Here is a 19,954-nt window from a genome sequence, read left to right as displayed (position 1 = left end):
CTTAGGTCTGCTTTCGACCCAGAGCGGACATGATCGATGGCGCGCATGCGCCGTCACCCGTCGCCACGCTGCTGCCTATCTGCTCTTGGCTGACGCCTCCTACGGATAGGCGCAGGCTGCACGTGTTTTGCCTGAGAGCCGCGCGGTAGCCACACCTACACGTTGCAAGGGGATATGCCCGACGACGCGGAATGGTCGGCTCCAGTAGCGTGGGCGATGCTGCTCGCGGGCGTCTTCGGACGGGGATGCGAGCGGTCACGGCAGTGATGCCGTGAGTCGCGGGCCGCAGGTGCTTGAACACCTACGACCCGCTAACCATCACCAACTTACAGAGAGTTGATCATGGCTACACGCGATCATAAGGCACGTGCACGCCTGTCCGTTTCTGTGGGCGACGCCCACAGCGACTCGACCTCCGCCGGGCCACCGGCGTCCTGCTTCATGCCACCCTCGCTACGGCTTTCCACGTTGGATGACGTGGCGCTCGCGCTTTACGCGTTGGCGCAGCTGAGCCTGGAAGACGAACGGCAACGCAGCCCGACACGACATTCTGGAGTCGTGCTGCAGCCGTTGCCGCCGTTGTTCCGGCAAGGCATCGTCGTGGCAAGGCATTGCCTGCTGCAGTACGTCCGGCAGCTCGATCAGCAGCGGGCGTTGAGCGCGTAGCACGTCTCCTGTGATCGGCCCTGTGGCCTGTCGCGTCCGACCGGCAGGCCACACCCGGCTTATCCACGTACGCACACCTTCGGCTTTTCCCTACGCGGATCCCTGCACCGGGTTCCGCCGGCTTCGTGCACCTGAAAGGAAGCCCCTCATGATACTCACCCGCCTTCCTCCGCAACTGCGTATTGACGATGCGGTGCCACTGCGTTCCCCCGGCCGCGTACTGCAAGATGACTACCTGTTGCCCCATGCGATGAGCGCGGCCCAACGGGCGCGACGCAGCGGCATTCCGTCGTGGCAACGACATCGCATCCTGGCCGGCACGCGCATCAATGCTGACGAAGGCTTTCGCGTTGCCGTTGCGCTACGCACCAGCCCGCTTTACTGGCTTCTGCTGCAGGCCCGCTATGACCTTGAGCGGATCAGGCGCGAAGCCGTGGCGGGTGGGCTGGTTGTGCGCGGAATCGAGAAAGGGGCCGAGTGCATTTCCTGACTCTTCGCTCCGGTCCTGAGTGTGTGTAACAGCACGACGATCTCCTCCGAACAGGAAAGGATCCGGGTGGCCTGCGCATTGGCGTCGTCCTTCTGTCCCCGTTCGCACTCAAAGGAAATCATCATGAAGTCGTTGCTCAACGCCGAATGGGGAAGGGACGGCATCGTTCTCCTTTCCCGGGTTTTGCTGATGCTGCTGTTCCTCATCTTCGGATGGGAAAAACTGACGGAGTTCGACCAGACCACCGCGTTGTTTACGCACATGGGGGTTCCGCTTCCAGCGGTCGCCACCGTCATCGCCATTGCGGCGGAGGTGGGCGGTGGCCTGGCGCTGGCGCTTGGGGTGTTTACCCGGCCGATGGCGGTGCTGATGGCCGTCTATACGCTGGCCACGTCGGTGCTGGGGCATCACTATTGGAACTTGGCTGGCTCGGAGCGGTTTCTGGCTGAGATCGCGTTCTACAAGAACGTCTGCATCGTGGGTGGCCTGATGTTGCTTTATCTCATCGGGCCCGGGCGTTATTCGGTAGATCGGAAGCTGGGCATCGCGTAAGCGGCCCACGTAGCCCGGATGGAGCGCAGCGGGAATCCGGGTACCCGGCGCGCGCAGCGATGGGTCTTTGCGAAACACCGGGCGTTGATGGCCTGGTCCGTGTTGAAGGGTGGTCGTGCGGCCGTCCCGGATTCCCGCTGCGCTCCATCCGGGCTACGAGAGCGACGGGGCCCGGGCGTTATTCGGTGGATCGGAAGCTGCGCATCGCGTGAGCGGGATGAAATGGTGTTGTTTGGCATCACGGCCCACGGCATAGCGCGGAACCCGTAGCCCGGATGGAGCGCAGCGGGAATCCGGGTACCCGGCGCGCACAGCGATGGGTCTTTGCGAAACACCGGGCGTTGATGGCCTGGTCCGTGTTGAAGGGCGGTCGTGTGGCCATCCCGGATTCCCGCTGCGCTCCATCCGGGCTACGAGGGCTTCGGGGTGATGGGGCAAACCCGGGTTCTTGGGGGTTTTTGACGGTACTATGGGCAGTGGCCGGCGTGCCGGCTTGTCCATTTACTCATGATATTCAAGGTGTTGGCGGTGCTTCAGCGCTTTTCGCCTACCCGGGTGACAACGTCCCGCAAGTTTCGGATTGCCCTGCTCGTGGGGGCGCTGCTGGCGGGCATGGGTTCGGCCCTGGCGGCGGATGCGCCGCTGGACCCCGCGCAGCTGCTGGAACGCCAGCAGGCGGGGCAGGCGCCCTTGCTGCTCGACGTGCGCCGTTCGGACGAATACGCCGATGGCCATATCGCGGGTGCGCTCAATATCCCGGTGGAGCAGCTGGCCAGCCGCGCGGGTGTGCTGGGCGCGCCGCATGACAGCGAGATCGTGGTGTATTGCGTCTCCGGCAAGCGCGCGGCGAAGGCCCAGCAGACGCTTACTTCCCTCGGCTATACCCACGTGCGGGTGCTGGACGGCAGCCTGAACGCGTGGCGGCAACGTCAGCTGCCTCTGGCACACTAAGACAGTTCGCCCCCCGAATTCATACGCAGGTTTTCATGGTCAACAAGGCAATTTCCCTGGTCGGCGTTCCCACGGACATCGGTGCGGGACATCGTGGTGCTTCGATGGGTCCGGAAGCTTTGCGCGTGGCCAACCTGGCGGCGCGGCTGACCCGGCGCGGGCTGGACGTGGTCGATCGCGGCAACCTGCAGGGCCCGCTCAACCCGTGGCAGCCGCCGGTGGATGGTTACCGCCATCTGCCCGAAGTGGTGGCCTGGAACCAGGCCGTGCACGAGGCGATCTACGCCGAACTGGGCGAGGGCCGCCTGCCGATCATGCTGGGTGGCGATCACTGCCTGGCCATTGGCTCGATCAGCGCGGTGGCGCGTCATTGCCGCGACACCGGCAAGACGCTGCGCGTGCTGTGGCTGGATGCGCATGCCGACTTCAACACCGCCGAAGCCACGCCCTCGGGCAACATCCACGGCATGCCGGTGGCTTGCCTGTGCGGCAACGGTCCGCAGGAGCTGATCAGCATGGGTGGCCAGGTGCCGGCCACGTCGGCGCCGGTGTTCCGCCAGATCGGCATCCGCTCGGTGGACGAGGGCGAGAAGCGCCTGGTGCGCGAATCGCAGGTGAGCATTTTCGACATGCGCCACATCGACGAAGTGGGCATGAAGCGCACGATGGAAGAGGCGCTTGCCGATATCGACGAAAACACCCATCTGCACGTGAGCTTTGACGTGGATTTCCTCGACCCGACCATTGCGCCGGGCGTGGGCACCACGGTGCGCGGCGGCCCGAACTATCGCGAGGCGCAGCTGTGCATGGAGATGATCGCGGATACCGGCCGTGTCGGTTCGCTGGACATCGTGGAGCTCAACCCCGCGTTCGACAAGAAGAACCAGACGGCGCGCCTGGCGGTGGATCTGGTGGAGTCGCTGTTCGGCAAGTCCACGCTGATCCGCTGACGCCTGGTCGATTGATACAACCAACAATAACGATACGAAGAAACGAGACCATGAAGACCCGCGTACTTACCGGCATCACCACCACCGGCACGCCGCACCTTGGCAACTATGTCGGCGCCATCCGCCCGGCCGTGGCCGCGAGCCGGCGCGACGACGTCGATGCGTTCTACTTCATGGCCGACTACCACGCGCTGATCAAGAGCGACGATCCGGCGCGCATCGAGCGTTCGCGACTGGAAATTGCCGCCACCTGGCTGGCCGCCGGCCTCGATCCGCAGAAGGTCACCTTCTATCGCCAGTCCGATATCCCGGAAATCCCGGAGCTGACCTGGTTTCTCACCTGCGTCACCGCCAAGGGCCTGCTCAACCGTGCGCATGCCTACAAGGCCTCGGTGGACAAGAACACCGAAGCGGGCGAAGACCCGGATGCGGGCGTCACCGCGGGCCTGTACATGTACCCCGTGCTGATGGCGGCGGACATCCTCGCCTTTAACGCGAACAAGGTGCCGGTGGGCCGCGACCAGATCCAGCACATCGAAATGGCGCGCGACATCGCGCAGCGCTTCAACCATATCTACGGCCGCGAGTTCTTCGCGCTGCCGGAAGTGGTGATCGAAGAGCAGGTGGCCACGCTGCCGGGCCTGGATGGCCGCAAGATGTCCAAGAGCTACGACAACACCATCCCGCTGTTCGCGGGCGGGCAGAAGCACCTGCGCGACGCCATCATGCGCATCGTCACCGACTCGCGCCTGCCGGGCGAGGCGAAGGATCCGGACAGCTCCTCGCTGTTCACCATCTTCCGCGCGTTTGCCAGCGAGGCCGAATCCACCGCGTTCCGCCAGGCGTTGGTGGATGGCATCGGCTGGGGCGAAGCCAAGCAGGTGCTGTTCGAGCGCCTGGAAGTGGAAGTGGCGCCGATGCGTGAGAGCTACGACGCGCTGATCGCGCGCCCGGCGGTGATCGAGGAGATCCTGCAGGAAGGAGCCAAGAAGGCACGCGCCATTGCCGGGCCCAAGGTGGCCGAGCTGCGCGATGCCATTGGCCTGCGCTCGGGAACGTCCGTGGCGCCGCAGGCGAACGCGCCGAAGGCAGCGGCAGCCAAGGGTGGCAAGGGTGCGCGTTTTGCCAGCTTCCGCGATGGGGACGGCAGCTTCCGCTTCCGCCTGTTCTCCTCGGAGGGCGAGGAGCTGCTGCTGTCGCGTTCGTTCGCCGATCCGAAGGCCGCGGGTGCCATGCAGAAGCGCATCAAGGATCTGGGCAGCGTCGCCGCCGTGCTGCAGGTGCAGCCGCAGGCGCTGGTGCTGGAGATCGACGGTGAGGAAGTCGGCGCCACGCCCGCCTACGACGGCGAGCAGGCGCGCGATGAAGCATTGATCCGCCTGCGCGGCGCGCTCGACCAGCTCGCGGCGCAGGACTAAGGGCCGCGTGGCCTTTCAGGGAGTGAATTGACGCATGCGTTATCTGGCCATCCTGTTGCTTGCGCCCTGGCTGCTCATCCTGGGGTGGGCCTTCTGGGCCTATCCCAAGAGCCTGCCGCGCACGCGCATGCGCCGTTGTTTCGATGTGGCCGCGCTGCTGCTTGCCGCCTTTGCGGCGGTGGAATGCGCCGGCCGTGCGTTCGATACTGCCGCCGTGCCCGTAGTCGGCCAGTATGGCCCGGCCAGTGGTGCGATCTGGCAGCAGGTATTGCCGGCCTTGTATGGCTACGGCGCCTGCGTCGTAGTGTTGGTGCTGGCGCTGATCGTGCGCCAGCTGGTGTGGCGACCGCAGGCGCGTCAAGGGTAATCATCATGCAAGACACAGAACTCCAGCGTTACCTCCTGCGGCTGTTCGAACGCCATGACGTCGAACTGGAGCCGGATGAAGAATGGCTGATGACCGACGGCGATTTCCCCGCCGTGCGCGCCAGCTGGTTTGAAGGCGCTGCGGGCGAACCCGGACGCCTGGACGTGGATGTGGTGCTCAGCGAAGACCGCCATATCGAAGAAAGTTTTGCGGGCGTGGGTGGCGGCGAAGCCGGCTGCCTCGATGCGCTCAAGGCATTCGAGCACGGTGCGTTTCATGTGCTGCTGGCCGCGTGCTGGTATGTCACCGACGACCGCCGCATGGATCTGCATGGCTGGGATTTCGGCATCCGCACGTGGGACGTGTTCGTGGGGCCGTGGCTGTCCAGCAAGGAAGGCATCGCGCCGCCCGCCGAGTTGATGCCGGCGCTGCGCGCGGCGCTGCAGAACGAGGCACTGAACCCCGAGCTGCACTGGGTGCGCCTGTTCTATCGTCGTGGCGACGATGGCGCGGTGAGCGCCGAAGCCCTGCTCGACAACGCGCCGTGGCCGGCGGGCGATCGCTTGTTGGCTGCACTGCCGTGGCCGGCGGGCGAGGGCTACAGCGTGCGCGGATTCATTGCGCTGGATATCCGGGATTACTGAGTCCCCTGCTCTCCGAAAGTCGGGGATTTTCGGCGTCCCTGTAGGAGCGCACTTGTGCGCGACAAACCTACAGGGCGGAACTGACGAGACTCCCCGGTCGCGCACAAGTGCGCTCCTACAAGGGTAGGTGGTCCTCCGGCGGCGCATCGCCATAACGCTGCCGATACGCAGCCAGCGTGGCCTGCCGTGACGGGAAATACAGGATGCCGGTGCGTTCCGGCGGCAATCCTGCGCGCGTCATGCGCTTGATCAACTGGGCGGTGCGTCCAGCAATCACCAGCTGGATGCCTTGCTTGTCCAGCGAGCGGCGCAGCTCATCGATGGCGAGGAAGCCAGTGATGTCGTTCTTGGTCATCGAAATGGCATCGATCACCACCCAGTGCGGATGCTGCTCGCGTGCCAGCGCTTCGATGCGGCCGCGGAAGTAGTCGGCGTTGAAGAAGGTAAGCGGCGATTCGAAGCGGTAGATCAGCACGCCGGGAATGGCCCGCGCTTCTGGGTAATGCGCCAGCTCGTAGAAGCCCGCCTGCCCGCTGATCTGCCCGAACTGCTGCTCCGCAGGCCGTGCCACCTGCGACAGGAAATGCAGCAAGGCCATCGCCACGGCCAGCAGGATGCCGGACATCACGCCAAACAACACCACGCCGGCCACCGTGCCCCAGGCGATCACGTGCTCGCTGCGGCTGAAACGGCGCAGCTCGCGCAGGCCGCCCAGATCGATAAGGCTGAGTGCCGCCGCCATCAGGATGGCGCTCAGCGCCGCCAGCGGCAGCATCGCCAGCAGGCCCGTAAAGAAGGCCATCACCAGCAGGATGGCCAGCGCGCCGATGATCGACACCAGCCCGGTCTTGCCGCCCGAGGCATCGTTTACCGCCGTGCGCGAGCTGGAGCCGCTGACGGCGAAGCCCTGGCAGGCAGCGCTAGCCAGGTGCGACAGGCCCAGTGCAAGAAACTCCTGGTTGCCGTTGACCTGATAGCCGTTCTTCGAAGCAAAGCTGCGCGCGGTCAGCATGCCGCTGCTGAAGGTGACCAGCACCAGAGCGCCTGCCGCCGGGAACAGCGTGCCGAACAACTCGTGCGGCAACGCGGGCGCGACCCACACCGGCAGGCCGGAGGGCAGGGCGCCGACCACGGCGACGCCTTTCGCGCCCAGCCGCAGTACCCAGGTGGCGATGACCGCGCCCGCCAGTGCGATCAGCGCAGCGGGGCCGCGCGGCCACACCGCCTTCATCACGAAGTACAACACGAACGTGCCGGCAGACAGCAGGGCCGTGGGCCAGTGCGTGCGGGGCAGCAGCGCCATGAGTGACAGCGCCTGACTGATCGTGTCCTTGCCCTGCAAGGCGAGGCCCAGCGCTTTGCCGGACTGGCCCACCAGGATGGTGACGGCGACGCCATTGAGCAGGCCGACAAGGATGGGGCGGGAGAGGAAATCCGCGAGAAAACCCAGCCGGAACCGGCCGGCCACGACGCACAGCACGCCGGTGATCAGCGTGAGCGACATGGCATAGGCCTGGTACTGCTCGCTGCCCGGCGCGGCCAGTGGCATCAACGTGGCGCCCAGCATGGCGCAGGTGGCGGCATCCGGACCCACGATCAGCTGTCGCGACGAGCCGAACAGCGCATACGCGATCATCGGCAGCACGGTGCTGTACAGGCCAATGACGGGGCTGAAGCCGGCCAGTTGTGCATAGGCAATGCTGATCGGCAGCGCCACCGCCGCCACCGACAGGCCGGCCGTCAGGTCCGCTCGCAGCCATTCGCGCCGATAGTGCAGCAGTTGTTCCAGGCCCGGCATGTGGCGACGCAGGAAGGTGCTCATCGGTTGGCTCTGCATCACTCCCAGCGATTGAGGTGGGGCCCGAAACGCTCGCGCTGCGGGCGCACCACGCAGAAGCGATGGCCACTCGGCGCTTCCAGTACCCACCAGCGCTCGTGGGCGAAGGCCACGCGTTTGGCGCCGAGCTTTTCCAGTCGCGCCACTTCGGCCTCGAGGTTGTCCGTCTCGATATCCAGGTGCACGCGGCTTTCGTGCTCCACGCGCTGCAGCAGGATGATCGGCTCGTCGTCCTCGGTGGCGAGTTCGGCGTACTTGCCGTCGCCATCCTGGTCCAGCGTGACGATGGATTTGCCCAGCGCGTGGCTCCAGAAGGTGGCGGCTTGCGACAGGTCGTCTGTCCTGCAATCGAGCACGAGGGTGCACAGCCGGCTGTGGTGCATGGCGAGCTCCTGCGAAGGGCGTGAGCCGATCCTATAGCGCTGGCGAGTGCATGCGTCGTCAACGCAGCGTGCCTTTGGCAGGTCATCTGCCTGCGGCCCCATGCCTGGGCGGGCGGGGGCTTGCTGCGTGATAGCTTGCCCGCGCTTGAGACACTTCGCGCCCAGGATGGAGCACGCATGAGCGACACCTTCGACGATCTGCAGACCAGCTACGGTCGTTGCCTGCAGCACGGAAAATTCATTGCCCGGTTCTACGAGATCTTCATGGGCAGCCATCCGGACGTGCCGGCGCTGTTCCATGACACCGACTTCAGCAAGCAGCACATCGCCCTGCGCCGTGGCATCACCGCTGCGATTGCGCATGCGGGCGGCAGCCGGTTGAGCGAGCGCACGATGGAGACTGTGGCGTGCGCGCATAGTCGCGGCGGTCACGCACCTGTTCCACCCGCGCTGTATCCGTACTGGACACAGAGCCTGCTGGTGGCGATACGCGAGTATGACCCGGCATGTGATCCGGCGTTGGAGCAGCGCTGGAGGAAGGCGCTGGATCACACGATGAGGCATTTTGTGGAGCGGTATTGAGTGGCGGTTCGATATCCATCGTGAACGTCCACGTTCACGCACCCTCAATCTCCCTCACCGTCATTCCCGCCTTCGCGGGAATGACGGTGAGGGATACGGATGTTGTCGGGCCGGGGAAATGACTCCGAGTCGCTTACATAAAAAAAGCCCCGGCATGCCGGGGCTTTTTCGTGGAACGTGTCGCCTTAGTTCGGCAGCGACAAATCGTCCAGCAGCGCCTTGAGGAAGCGCGCGGCTTCACCGCCGGTGGCGGCGCGGTGGTCAAAGGTCAGCGAGATCGGCATGCGGCGATGCACTTCGATGCCGCCCATCACCGCCACTACGTCATGGCTCAGCTTGCCGGCGCCGATGATGGCGACGCACGGCGGCACGACGACCGGCGTGGCGTAGCGACCGGCGAACATGCCGAAGTTGGACAGGCTGATGGTGTAGCCGGAGAGCTCCGACGCCGGGATGGTGCGATCTTCCACCGACGTGCGCAGGCGCTTGATGGCGGCGCGGATACCGGCGCCGTCGAGCACGTCGGCGTTGCGCAGGGCCGGCACGAACAGGCCTTCCTCGGTGTCCACGGCAATACCGATGTCCACGTGCGGGTGCAGCGTGCGGGTGAGGTTCTTGCCGTCGAACCAGGCGTTGAGCGCCGGCACGGTCTTGCACGCCACCACGATGGAGCGGATCAGGCGGGCGGTGATGTCCTGCTTGCCGATCCAGGCGTGCAGGTCGGCGTCGTCCACCAGGGTGGTCGGCACCACGTTGGCGTGGGCTTCGGCCATCACGCGCGCCATGTTGCGGCGGACGCCCTTGAGCTGTTCCGGCTGGCCGCTGGCCTGCACGCTCGGCGGAGCCGTGCGCACCGGCTTGCCGGCAAGCGAGGTGGCCGTGCGGGCCGGCTCGGGCTCGGGCAGCTGCGGGGCGAGGTGGCGACCGGCCGAGGCCGGCACGCTGCGGGCCGGGGCGGCGCCCAGCGCGGCACTGCCGTTGGCGGCGGCGTTCTTCACGTCGGCCAGGGTGACCACGCCGTCGGCGCCGGTCGGCTTGACGCGGGTCAGGTCGATCTTGAGCTTCTTGGCGAGCGCACGCACCGCCGGCACGGCCTTCACGCCGCCGACGCTGGAGGCCTGCTCCACGTGCACGTGGCTGCCGGAGACCATGGCGCCGACCACGGTGCCTTCGTCTTCACGATCGGACGTGCCGTTGTCGATCTCGCCGCCTTCATCGGAAGCGACGACCTTCTTCGGCTCGGCAGCGGCGCTGCCGGCGCCCTTCTTGGGGCCGTGGTGATGGCCGGTGGATTCGGCCTCGGCACGCTGCTTGGCGTTCGGGTCGGGCTCGAACTCGGCCAGCGCGGCGCCGGTCTCGATGATGTCGCCGGCGGCGCCGTGCAGCTTGGTCACCTTGCCGGTGTACGGGGAGGGCACGTCAACGACGGCCTTGGCCGTTTCCATCGAGCACAGCGGTGCGTCGAGCTTGATGTTGTCGCCTTCCTTAACGTGCCACTCGACGATGGTGGCGTCGGGAAGGCCTTCGCCGAGGTCGGGGAGGTAGAAAGTCTTGATGTCGGCCATGTTCGGAATTCCGTGGTCAGGCGGAGAATTTCATTTCCGTCATCCCTGCGAAAGCAGGGATCCAGTGTCGTTCAAAGGCGCTGGGTCCCTGCTTTCGCAGGGACGACGATCAAAAGACAGTTTAGCTGGCGGCCATCGTGCGCTTGGCGGCTTCCACCACGCGCTCGGTGCTCGGCAGGTACTTCATTTCCAGGCGGAACAGCGGAATGTGCGTGTCGAAGCCGGTGACGCGCTCGACCGGCGCCAGCAGGTCGTACAGGCATTCCTCGGCGATGCGCGCGGCGATTTCCGCGCCAAAGCCGGCGGTCTTGGGGGCTTCGTGCACGATCACGCAGCGGCCGGTCTTCTGCACCGATTCGGCGATGGTGTCGAAGTCCAGCGGGGTCAGCGTGGCCACGTCGATCACTTCGGCGCTGATGCCTTCGGCGGCGAGTTCGTCGGCGGCTTCCAGCGCTTCCTTCACCTGGGCACCCCAGGTGACGATGGTGACGTCGGTGCCGTCGCGCAGCACGAAGCACACGTCCAGCGGCAGTGCCTCGCCGTCATCGGGCACTTCTTCCTTGTACTGGCGGTAGATGCGCTTGGGCTCGAAGAACATCACCGGATCCGGATCGCGGATGGCGGCGAGCAGCAGGCCGTAGGCACGCGCCGGCGACGACGGCATGACCACGCGCAGGCCCGGGATGTTGGTGAACAGGTGCTCGTTCGCCTCGGAGTGATGTTCCGGTGCGCGGATGCCACCGCCCCACGGTGCACGCCACACGGCCGGCACGGTGATGCGGCCGCGCGTGCGGTTGCGCAGGCGGGCGGCGTGGCAGGCGATCTGCTCCATCATCGGGTAGATGAAGCCTTCGAACTGCGCTTCGGCCACCGGCTTCATGCCCTGGGCGGCCATGCCCACGGTGACACCGGCAATGGTGGTTTCGTCCAGCGGCGTGTCGAGTACGCGCAGTTCGCCGAACTTTTCCTGCAGGCCCTGGGTGGCGCGGAACACGCCGCCGTTGACGCCCACGTCTTCGCCCAGCACCACGACGCTTTCGTCGTGCGCCATTTCATAGGCGAGCGCCTGGGTGACGGCTTCGATAAGGGTGATCTGTGCCATGGCTTAGTGGCCCTTCTTCTCAAGCGAAAGAACGTAATCGCGCTGCTTGGCGAGATCGGCGGGAACTTCGGCGAAGGTGTAGTCGAACATCGCCGTGACGGGCTGGGTCTTGGTTTCGAGGTAAGCGTTGACCTCGTTGTCCATCCACTCGTCGCACTCGTTCTTCCAGGCTTCTTCCTTGGCGTCGTCCCACACGCCCTTGGCCACCAGCCAGTTGCGCAGGCGCTTCATCGGCTCCTTCGCCCAGGCGTCCTTCACTTCCTGCTCGCCACGGTAGCGGCGGGCATCGTCGGCGGTGGTGTGGTCGGAGAGGCGATAGGTCACCAGCTCCAGCACCGCGCCGCCTTCGCCGTTGCGCGCGCGGTCCAGGGCATCGCCCATGGCCTTGCGCACGGCGATGATGTCGTTGCCGTCCACCTGGATGCAGTGCAGGCCGGCCGCAATGCCCTTCTGCGCCAGCGTGGGTGCGCCCGACTGGATCTTGCGCGGCACCGAGATGGCCCACTGGTTGTTCACGATCACCGCGACCAGCGGCAGGTTCTGCGCGCCGGCGATGTTGATGGCGCCGTAGAAGTCGCCCTTGGACGAACCACCGTCACCGATGGTGCACACGGCCACGCGCTTCTCGTTGCGGATCTTGAACGCCAGCGCGGAGCCGGCGGCGTGCAGGCACTGCGTGGCAATCGGCACCGACCAGGCGAAGTCGTGGCGTGCCGGTTCCTTCTGGTAGTCGTTGCCGCGCTCGTCGCCGCCCCAGTACATGTACACCTCGCGCGGCTGCACGCCGCGGTACAGCTGTGCACCGTATTCGCGGTAGCTGGGTGCGAACACGTCTTCGGGCTTCATGGCGCTGCCGATGCCCACGTGAGCGGCCTCGTGGCCGAGGCAGCTGGCATAGGTGCCGAGCTTGCCGGTGCGCTGCAGGGCCACCGACTTCGCGTCGAACACGCGGGTGGACATCATCAGCTTGTAGAGCTCGACCATGTGGTCGAGGTCCTTGGCAAACTCGGGCAGGTCGTCACGGACCTGCTTGCCTTCAGCATCGAGATACTGGAGGTATTCGATTTCAAACTTGGCGGCGATGGACACGACTCGCTCCCGGAGTGAGTAATGGTGGGGATTTGGGGTGCCGGGCGTCGGCGGCCCATCCAGTGGGGCCTGCAGCGAACGTAAAGCCCTGAGCAAGACAGAAATTGTTACAGGGGGGCATGTTGCGCCGCAAGGCACAGCGCAGCATGCGCGCTCGTACGGGGTCGGCCCCGGCACGGGTTACCATGCGGCTTTTCCGCACCCCGGACCGACATGACCGAGAACCAGCGCGACCTTGAGGCCGGCATCGAACTCGACCTGAACGGGCGGCTGACCTACGGGGGCTACCTGCGGCTGGACCAGCTGCTGACGGCCCAGCAGCCCCTGAGCGATCCGCCGCATCACGATGAGATGCTTTTCATCGTGCAGCACCAGGTGTCGGAGCTGTGGATGAAGCTGATCATCCACGAGCTGAAATCCGCGGTGGCGCACCTGTGCCGGGATGAGATCGATCCATGCCTGAAGATCCTGGCGCGGGTGAAGCAGGTGCAGCGCCAGTTGTTCGAGCAGTGGGCGGTGCTGGAAACGCTGACGCCCTCGGAATATCTGGAGTTTCGCGGGGTGCTGGGTTCTTCGTCGGGCTTCCAGTCGCTGCAGTACCGGCAGATCGAATTCCTGCTGGGCAACAAGAATGCCCAGATGCTTCAGGTGTTTGCGTACGACCCGGCAGCGCAGGCCACGCTGCGCGAGGTGCTCGAAGCGCCCAGCCTGTACGACGAGTTCCTGCGCCACCTGGCGCGCCGCGGCCACGCCGTGCCGGCCGAGCTGACCCAGCGCGACTGGTCGCAGCCTTACCGGCGGCATGAGGGTTTGCTGCCCGTGCTCAAGCGCATTTACGAAAACCGGTCGACGTTCTGGCCCGAGTACCACATGTGCGAGCAACTGGTGGATGTGGAAGGGAGTTTCCAGATGTGGCGTTTCCGCCATATGAAAACCGTGGAACGGATCATCGGACGCCGGCGCGGCACGGGTGGTTCCTCGGGCGTGGCGTTCCTGAAGAAGGCGCTGGACCTGGAGTTTTTTCCGGAGCTGCTGGATGTGCGGACGGAGTTGGGGGCGTGATGAGGGTTGTCTGCCGTTGGCACTGCTGAGTCGTTGCAGGATCTGCGGAATGACGGTACCCCTCACCGTCATTCCCGCGAAAGCGGGAATCCAGCGCCTTTGTTCTTCACACGTTAAAAGTCACTGGATTCCCGCCTTCGCGGGAATGACGGTGGGGTAAGACTGGAGTCTGTGTCGATGTATGGGCAGCTGGCCTGCACGCGGACGGGCTGTTCGGAAATTTTTTGCGGCGCACCTTGCGCCGCTTCGCTTCCAAGGGGACATGCATGAGCAACACCGCCGAGACCGCACCCGCGTCCGCGCCCGATTTCCCGCAGATGCTTGGGCATCCGCGCCCGTTGTGGATGTTGTTCATGACGGAGTTCTGGGAGCGCTTCGCGTTCTACAGCGTGAGCTGGGCTCTGGCGCTTTATATCGTGGCGCACTTCTTCAACGGCGACCCAGCCGGTGAGGCGTGGGCCAGCAAGATCTATGGTGCGTATACCGCACTGATCTACGCCACCAGCATTTTCGGTGGGTACGTGGCCGACAAGGTCATCGGCTACCAGCGTTCCATCCTGATCGGTGCGGCCGTAATGGCGGCTGGCCTGTTCGTGGTGATGCTGCCGAGCAAGCCGCTGTTCCTGCTGGGCCTGGCCATGGTCGTGGTGGGCAATGGCCTGTTCAAGCCGAATATTTCGTCGATGGTTGGCCAGCTTTACGGGCCGAAGGACGAACGCCGCGATCGCGGATTCACGTTGTTCTACATGGGCATCAACGGTGGCGCGTTGCTGGCGCCGCTGCTCACCGGCTGGCTGGCCGGCTACTTCACCGACACGCCGACGCAGGAGAACTACCGGATCGTGTTCGGCGCTGCCGGCGTTGGCATGGTGTTGAGCCTGTTGTGGTTCTGGTTTGGCCGTCGCGGCCTGAAGAACGTGGGCCGACCGGCGCCGGATGCCGCCAGCCGCATGCGCGTGGTGTGGGTGCTGGTGGCCGTGGCCGTGGCGGTGCCGCTGGTCTACCTGCTGTTCGCCTTCATCGGCGCCAATGGCCTGCAGTGGCTGCTCAGCCTGCTGTTCGTGGGCGTGGCGGCCATGCTGATCGTGGAGGCGATCCGCCATGACCGGGTGCAGCTGGAGCGGGTGATCGCCATGCTGATCATCTTCGCCTTCAACATCCTGTTCTGGATGATGTATTTCCAGCTGGGCACGTCGTTCAATTTCCTGGCGGCGAACATGGTCGATCGCCAGATGTTCGGCGGCTGGGAGTTCCCGGTGGGCTGGTTCCAGTCGGTGAGCCCGATCGCCATCATCGTGCTGGCCCCGCTGGTGACGCAGGTGTGGTCGCTGCTGGCCAAGCGCCACAAGGAGCCTTCGATTCCGCGCAAGTTCGGCCTGGGCCTGGTGTTCAACGGCCTGGGTTTCACCACCCTGATGTATGCGCTGACCTATTCGATCGACAGCCACGGGCTGATCCCGTTCTGGCCGCTGACCGCCTGCTACGTGCTGCAGACCATCGGTGAGCTGTGCCTGTCGCCGATTGGCCTGTCGATGGTGACCAAGCTGGCGCCGCCGCGCCTGGTGGGCGTGGCGATGGGTGGCTGGTTTCTGTCGATGGCGGTGGGCGGCAATCTGTCTGGCTTGTTGGCAGGGCAGATCAGCGGTGAGAGCGGCATGACGGCGGCCTCGGCGCTTTCCGGGTTTACCTTCAGTTTCTGGTTGTTGGCGGGGGCGGGCGTGTTGTTGCTGCTGATCTCGCCGTTGATCAACCGGTTGATGCACGGGGTGCGGTGAGTCGGGTTTTGTTTGCTGATGAGGGAGGGCGTGGTGGGTACGCCATGCTCTTTGCTCCCTCTCCCCTCCGGGGAGAGGGTTGGGGTGAGGGGGGCAACCTAGCCTCACGCTATATCCGCCTCACCGTCATATTTCCCTCATCGTCATATTCCCCTCACCGTCACCCCTGCGAAAGCAGGGATCCAGTGACTTCTTAGCCTTTGGCCTCGCACGTTCCAGCGACCTGGCCGCTTACGACGCGAAGCTAGTCCCCGTGGGACGCAGCGGGCGTTCCGACCTCCTGCCGGAGGCCGGGTCACTTTCTCTTGCTTGCCCAAGTCCCACGGGGATTAGCTTCGCGTCAGAAAGTAACCAAAGAGAAGGGCACCCCCATCAGGCGCTGGCCGATAAAGCCGGCCAGTCCGTGAGGGCCGGCCGGGCTTTTCGATGGGGCTCCTGCCCCAGCGAAAAGTGCCGGGCTCCTGCCCGACACCCCTGCGGGGCCTGATCGTCCGCCCCTCACCGCCCTCAAGGGGGCTCGAAGGTCAAAAGCCAGAGCCGGAGCCGGAGCCAGAGCCAGAGCCAGAGCCAGAGCATGTGTCGGGCAGCCGCAGTTATGTGGCGCGCCGGGGACTTGGTATGGTGCGGTGCATTTGACGGGCCCGGCGGTCGCCGGTTACATCTTCGGGTTCGCAAAAACTTTCGACCGGCACGCGAGTGCCACTTCTGCCTTCATGGGGTTTGCATGAGCGACACGAACGCCGTCACCGCACCTTCGGTGCCCGATTACCCGCAGACCATGGGGCATCCGCGCCCGTTGTGGATGCTTTTCATGACGGAGTTCTGGGAGCGCTTCGCGTTCTACGGCATGCGCTGGGCGCTGACGCTGTACATCGTGGCGGAGTTCTTCAACGGCGATGCGTCAGGACAGGGTTTCGCCAGCCGCACCTACGGCGCCTACCTGGCGCTGGTGTACGCGGCGGCAGTGTTCGGTGGCTACGTGGCGGATCGCATCATCGGTTACCAGCGGTCGATCCTGGTCGGCGCGGTAGTGATGTCGGCGGGCCTGTTCATGATCATGCTGCCGGACGAGCGGATCTTTCTGCTCGGCCTGTCCACGGTGATCGTGGGCAATGGCCTGTTCAAGCCGAATATCTCCTCGATGGTGGGGCAGCTTTACGGGGTGAGTGATGCGCGGCGAGACCGCGGTTTCACGCTGTTCTACATGGGCATCAACGCGGGCGCGCTGGTGTCGCCGCTGGTGACCGGCTGGATGGCCAGCTACTTCACCGATACGCCGATGCAGCAGAACTACAAGCTGGTGTTCCTGGCGTCCGGCATCGGCATGCTGATCAGCCTGGTGTGGTTCTGGATCGGTCGCCGCCAGCTCAAGGGCGTGGGTCGTCCTTCGCCGGAACAGGCCAACCGCATGCGCGTGGTCTATGTGCTGCTCGGCTGCGTGCTGGCCATTCCGCTGGTGTACCTGGTGATGGCCAAGGCGGGCGCCATCGTGTTGCAGTGGATGCTCACCGTGCTGTTCGTGGGCCTGTCGCTGCTGTTGCTGGTGGAGGGTTTCCGCGAGGGCAAGGTGCAGCGCAACCGCGTGTTCGCGATGCTGATCATCTTTGTCTTCAACGTGCTGTTCTGGATGTTCTACGAACAGGCCGGCAGCTCGTTCAATTTCCTGGCGCAGAACATCGTGGACCGCCAGATGTTCGGCGGCTGGGAATTCCCGGTGGGCTGGTTCCAGTCCGTCGCGCCGCTGGCGCTGGTGCTGCTGGCGCCGTTCGTGTCGCTGGCCTGGGGCTGGCTGGACAAGCGCAACCTGGAGCCGTCCATCCCGCGCAAGTTCGGCCTGGGCCTGCTGGGCAACGCGGTGGCCTTCATCGTGCTGATGTATGCGCTCTCCAGCCTGGTGGACAGCCGCAACCTGATCCCGTTCTGGCCGCTGGTGCTGGTCTATGTGCTGCAGACGCTGGGCGAGCTGTGCCTGTCGCCGATCGGCCTGTCGATGGTGACCAAGCTGGCACCGGTGCGCCTGGTGGGCTTCGCCATGGGCGGCTGGTTCCTCTCCACCGGCATCGGCAACAACCTGTCAGGCATCTTCGCGGGCCACGTGAGTGGCAAAACCGGCATGACGGTAGCCTCGGCGCTCAGCGGTTTTACCTTCAGCTTCTGGTTGCTGGCGGGTGCGGGCGCGCTGCTGTTCCTGATCGCGCCGCTGATCAACCGGTTGATGCATGGGGTGAAGTAAGCAGGAGTGAGAAACGAGTAGTGAGAAGTGAGAGAAATGCATCGGGCTAGCCGGCTTCCTCTAACTCCTCACTTCTCTCCACTCACTTCTCGCCTTACTTCGGTTCCATCGCCTGCAGCTTGTCCAGGATGCGCAGCAGCCAGCTGCGCTCCTCTTCGTCCAGATGGGACAGCAGATGGCGCTCGTGCTCGCGGGCCATGGGTGCCACGACCTCGTGGATGGCCCAGCCGGCCTCGCTCAGGCCAAGCACGGAGCGGCGCTTGTCGCCGTCGTGGGTGGCGCGCGTGACCCAGCCCGTTTCCACCAGCTTCGACAGGGCGCGGCTCACGGCGACCTTGTCCATCAGGGTGCGCTCGGCGACCTCGCGGGCTGACAGGCCCTCGAAACGGCCCAGCACGGCCATCACGCGCCATTCCGTCATGCTCAGGTCAAAACGGCGCTGATAGTCGTCGGCAATGGCCTGGCTGACCGCGTTGGACAGGATGGAAAGCCGGTACGGCAGGAAATTTTCCAGCTCCAGCGGTGCATGGTCGGGATGGTGTTCTTCGGCCACTGCTGCGTCGCCCCTTGCAAATGGTTTCATATGTAACTATAACGCGAGGATTATCACGATAGTCGCACGCTAGGGCAGTCCTGGCGTAGGCCATCGAGCACCGAGTCCATCAGGAGAGCCCCATGAGCGCGCAGCCCAATCTTGGCATGCAGGTCACCACCTTCGAAAATCCCATGGGCATCAATGGGTTCGAGTTCGTCGAGTTTGCCGCCCCGGCAGGCCGAGGCCACGAGCTGCATGACCTGTTCAAGAGCATGGGCTTCAGCGCGGTGCTCAAGCACAAGTCGCGTGCGATCACGGTATATCGCCAGGGCGGTGTGAACCTGCTGGTCAACGAAGACCCCAATTCCTTTGCCGCCGAGTTCGCCCAGGCCCATGGCCCGTGTGCGGCGGGTTTCGCCATCCGCTTCCAGAAGCCGGCGAAGGAGGTCTATGACGTGGTGCTGGGCAACGGTGGCGAAACCGTGAGCGAAAAGGCGCATGCGTCGCGCGCGGTGAACGCGCCGGCCGTGAAGGGCATCGGCGATTGCATGCTGTACCTGATCGACCGTTACGGCGACAACGGCAGCATCTACGAAGGCGACTACGAGCCGATCGCCGGCGCCGACCAGAACCCGAAGGGTTTCGGCCTGACCTTCATCGACCACCTCACGCACAATCTCTACTTCGGCAACATGCAGAAGTGGTCCGATTACTACGAGCGCCTGTTCAACTTCCGCGAGATCCGCTACTTCGACATCAAGGGCGCGAAGACGGGCCTGGTGTCCAAGGCCATGACCGCGCCGGACGGCATCGTGCGCATTCCGCTCAACGAGTCGAGCGACCCCAAGTCGCAGATCAACGAATACCTCGACGCGTACCACGGTGAAGGCATCCAGCACATCGCCCTGTTCACCGACAATATCTACGACACGGTCGAAGCGATGCGCGCCAAGGGCGTGGAGTTCCTCGACACGCCGGAGACGTATTTCGATGTGATCGACCTGCGCATTCCCGACAATGGCGAAGACGTGCCGCGCCTGAAGAAGAACAAGATCCTGATCGACGCCGACCCGGAGACCAAGCAGCGCAAGCTGCTGCAGATCTTCACGCAGAACAACATCGGCCCGATCTTCTTCGAGATCATCCAGCGCAAGGGCAACGAGGGTTTCGGCGAAGGCAACTTCCAGGCGCTGTTCGAGTCCATCGAACGCGACCAGATGAAGCGCGGCGTGCTGTAAAGCGTGGCGCACATGGCCGCCCGGAAGGGACGGCCATGTGCGGTGGACTCAGCGTCCCCAGCCGCCGCCGTGCGGAAGGATGGCGCCGAGCATCGCACCGGCCACGGCGATGTACACCACGATGGCGGCGATGCTGACGATGAACATCACGGCCTGGATCACGAAGTAAGTACGCAGCCTGGCCAGTGCTTCCTTCAGTGCGGCGGCGTCACCGCTCACCTGGGCGCGTTCGATGGCATTGGCGGATTGCATCAGCAGCACGCCGATCCAGATCAGCAGCCAGGCGATGATGATGCCAACGATGGAAAGGGCGGTAAGGGCACCCTGGATGATGAACAGGACGCCCACGAACTTCATCCACCCCTTGCCCGATGCAAGCGGCTGGCTGAGGTCCTGGATGGCCGGGCTGGCCGGGCTGGCCGTGCTGGCCTGACCCAGCGAGGAGAACGAGTCGGACATGCGGTTTCCTTGTGATGTTGTTGCAGCGAAGAACAACGCCTCTTCCAGTGAGTGAG

General features: G+C 64.8%; 20 protein-coding genes. 13 read left to right on the top strand and 7 right to left on the bottom strand.

The genetic code is table 11. The annotated features are described in order from the left end of the window. Positions 1-342 precede the first annotated feature (342 nt). The 8 genes from H8F01_RS06580 (at position 343) to H8F01_RS06545 (ending at position 6,038) form a co-directional block, all read left to right on the top strand. Positions 343-666 (top strand): hypothetical protein, encoded by a 324-nt coding sequence (locus tag H8F01_RS06580; protein ID WP_187058218.1) that lies wholly within the window; start codon positions 343-345, stop codon positions 664-666. 148 nt (positions 667-814) lie between these two features. Then, entirely contained in the window at positions 815-1,156 is a 342-nt protein-coding gene (locus H8F01_RS06575; protein WP_187058217.1) for a helix-turn-helix transcriptional regulator, read from the top strand. 123 nt (positions 1,157-1,279) lie between these two features. Next, complete coding sequence (locus H8F01_RS06570; protein ID WP_187058216.1) at positions 1,280-1,708, top strand: DoxX family protein; 429 nt, start codon at positions 1,280-1,282, stop codon at positions 1,706-1,708. A 528-nt stretch (positions 1,709-2,236) separates the two neighbouring features. Next, entirely contained in the window at positions 2,237-2,659 is a 423-nt protein-coding gene (locus tag H8F01_RS06565) for a rhodanese-like domain-containing protein (protein WP_187058215.1), read from the top strand. 35 nt (positions 2,660-2,694) lie between these two features. Then, complete coding sequence (gene rocF / locus H8F01_RS06560; protein ID WP_187058214.1) at positions 2,695-3,609, top strand: arginase; 915 nt, start codon at positions 2,695-2,697, stop codon at positions 3,607-3,609. A 50-nt stretch (positions 3,610-3,659) separates the two neighbouring features. After that, entirely contained in the window at positions 3,660-5,027 is a 1,368-nt protein-coding gene (locus tag H8F01_RS06555) for a tryptophan--tRNA ligase (RefSeq protein ID WP_187058213.1), read from the top strand. Between the two features lie 34 nt (positions 5,028-5,061). Next, a complete protein-coding gene (locus H8F01_RS06550; protein WP_187058212.1) occupies positions 5,062-5,394 on the top strand; it encodes a hypothetical protein in 333 nt (110 codons plus the stop codon). A 5-nt stretch (positions 5,395-5,399) separates the two neighbouring features. Next, positions 5,400-6,038 (top strand): DUF6348 family protein, encoded by a 639-nt coding sequence (locus H8F01_RS06545; protein ID WP_187058211.1) that lies wholly within the window; start codon positions 5,400-5,402, stop codon positions 6,036-6,038. Between the two features lie 115 nt (positions 6,039-6,153). Here H8F01_RS06545 and H8F01_RS06540 read toward each other — a convergent pair whose 3' ends face one another. Next, a complete protein-coding gene (locus tag H8F01_RS06540; protein ID WP_187058210.1) occupies positions 6,154-7,860 on the bottom strand; it encodes a SulP family inorganic anion transporter in 1,707 nt (568 codons plus the stop codon). Between the two features lie 14 nt (positions 7,861-7,874). Further along, positions 7,875-8,258 carry a VOC family protein gene (locus tag H8F01_RS06535; protein WP_187058209.1) on the bottom strand — a complete coding sequence of 128 codons (384 nt, stop codon included), beginning with the start codon at positions 8,256-8,258 and terminating at the stop codon, positions 7,875-7,877. Between the two features lie 177 nt (positions 8,259-8,435). Here H8F01_RS06535 and H8F01_RS06530 point away from each other — a divergent pair, with 177 nt between their 5' ends. Continuing rightward, complete coding sequence (locus H8F01_RS06530) at positions 8,436-8,840, top strand: globin family protein (RefSeq protein WP_187058208.1); 405 nt, start codon at positions 8,436-8,438, stop codon at positions 8,838-8,840. 185 nt (positions 8,841-9,025) lie between these two features. Here H8F01_RS06530 and H8F01_RS06525 read toward each other — a convergent pair whose 3' ends face one another. From H8F01_RS06525 to pdhA, 3 genes are all read right to left on the bottom strand, one after another. Next, complete coding sequence (locus tag H8F01_RS06525; RefSeq protein ID WP_187058207.1) at positions 9,026-10,405, bottom strand: dihydrolipoamide acetyltransferase family protein; 1,380 nt, start codon at positions 10,403-10,405, stop codon at positions 9,026-9,028. 121 nt (positions 10,406-10,526) lie between these two features. Next, positions 10,527-11,507, bottom strand: coding sequence for an alpha-ketoacid dehydrogenase subunit beta (locus tag H8F01_RS06520; RefSeq protein WP_187058206.1), 981 nt, complete (start codon positions 11,505-11,507; stop codon positions 10,527-10,529). Positions 11,508-11,510: 3 nt separating this feature from the next. After that, complete coding sequence (gene pdhA, locus H8F01_RS06515; protein ID WP_187058205.1) at positions 11,511-12,596, bottom strand: pyruvate dehydrogenase (acetyl-transferring) E1 component subunit alpha; 1,086 nt, start codon at positions 12,594-12,596, stop codon at positions 11,511-11,513. Between the two features lie 213 nt (positions 12,597-12,809). On the opposite strand from pdhA, the gene H8F01_RS06510 reads away from it, so the two are divergent. The 3 genes from H8F01_RS06510 to H8F01_RS06500 all read left to right on the top strand — a co-directional run bounded on the left by H8F01_RS06510 (position 12,810) and on the right by H8F01_RS06500 (position 17,666). After that, the gene (locus H8F01_RS06510; RefSeq protein WP_187058204.1) at positions 12,810-13,658 is read left to right on the top strand and encodes a tryptophan 2,3-dioxygenase; all 849 of its coding nucleotides are present in this window, start codon (positions 12,810-12,812) and stop codon (positions 13,656-13,658) included. 266 nt (positions 13,659-13,924) lie between these two features. Continuing rightward, complete coding sequence (locus H8F01_RS06505) at positions 13,925-15,433, top strand: peptide MFS transporter (protein WP_187058203.1); 1,509 nt, start codon at positions 13,925-13,927, stop codon at positions 15,431-15,433. 724 nt (positions 15,434-16,157) lie between these two features. Beyond that, positions 16,158-17,666 (top strand): peptide MFS transporter, encoded by a 1,509-nt coding sequence (locus H8F01_RS06500; protein WP_187058202.1) that lies wholly within the window; start codon positions 16,158-16,160, stop codon positions 17,664-17,666. Between the two features lie 94 nt (positions 17,667-17,760). Here the strand turns inward: H8F01_RS06500 and H8F01_RS06495 are convergent, their stop codons facing one another. Further along, positions 17,761-18,249, bottom strand: a complete 489-nt coding sequence (locus tag H8F01_RS06495; RefSeq protein WP_187058201.1) for a MarR family winged helix-turn-helix transcriptional regulator — start codon at positions 18,247-18,249, stop codon at positions 17,761-17,763. A 92-nt stretch (positions 18,250-18,341) separates the two neighbouring features. Between H8F01_RS06495 and hppD the strand changes: the two genes are divergently transcribed. Further along, the gene (hppD, locus tag H8F01_RS06490) at positions 18,342-19,439 is read left to right on the top strand and encodes a 4-hydroxyphenylpyruvate dioxygenase (protein WP_187058200.1); all 1,098 of its coding nucleotides are present in this window, start codon (positions 18,342-18,344) and stop codon (positions 19,437-19,439) included. A 48-nt stretch (positions 19,440-19,487) separates the two neighbouring features. Here hppD and H8F01_RS06485 read toward each other — a convergent pair whose 3' ends face one another. Then, positions 19,488-19,898 (bottom strand): DUF5362 domain-containing protein, encoded by a 411-nt coding sequence (locus H8F01_RS06485; protein ID WP_187058199.1) that lies wholly within the window; start codon positions 19,896-19,898, stop codon positions 19,488-19,490. Positions 19,899-19,954 lie beyond the last annotated feature (56 nt).

The organism is Dyella telluris (assembly GCF_014297575.1).
Lineage (GTDB): Bacteria > Pseudomonadota > Gammaproteobacteria > Xanthomonadales > Rhodanobacteraceae > Dyella > Dyella telluris.
The sequence above is the reverse complement of the archived record's forward strand: the minus strand, read 5'-3'. Positions and strand labels throughout refer to the sequence as shown.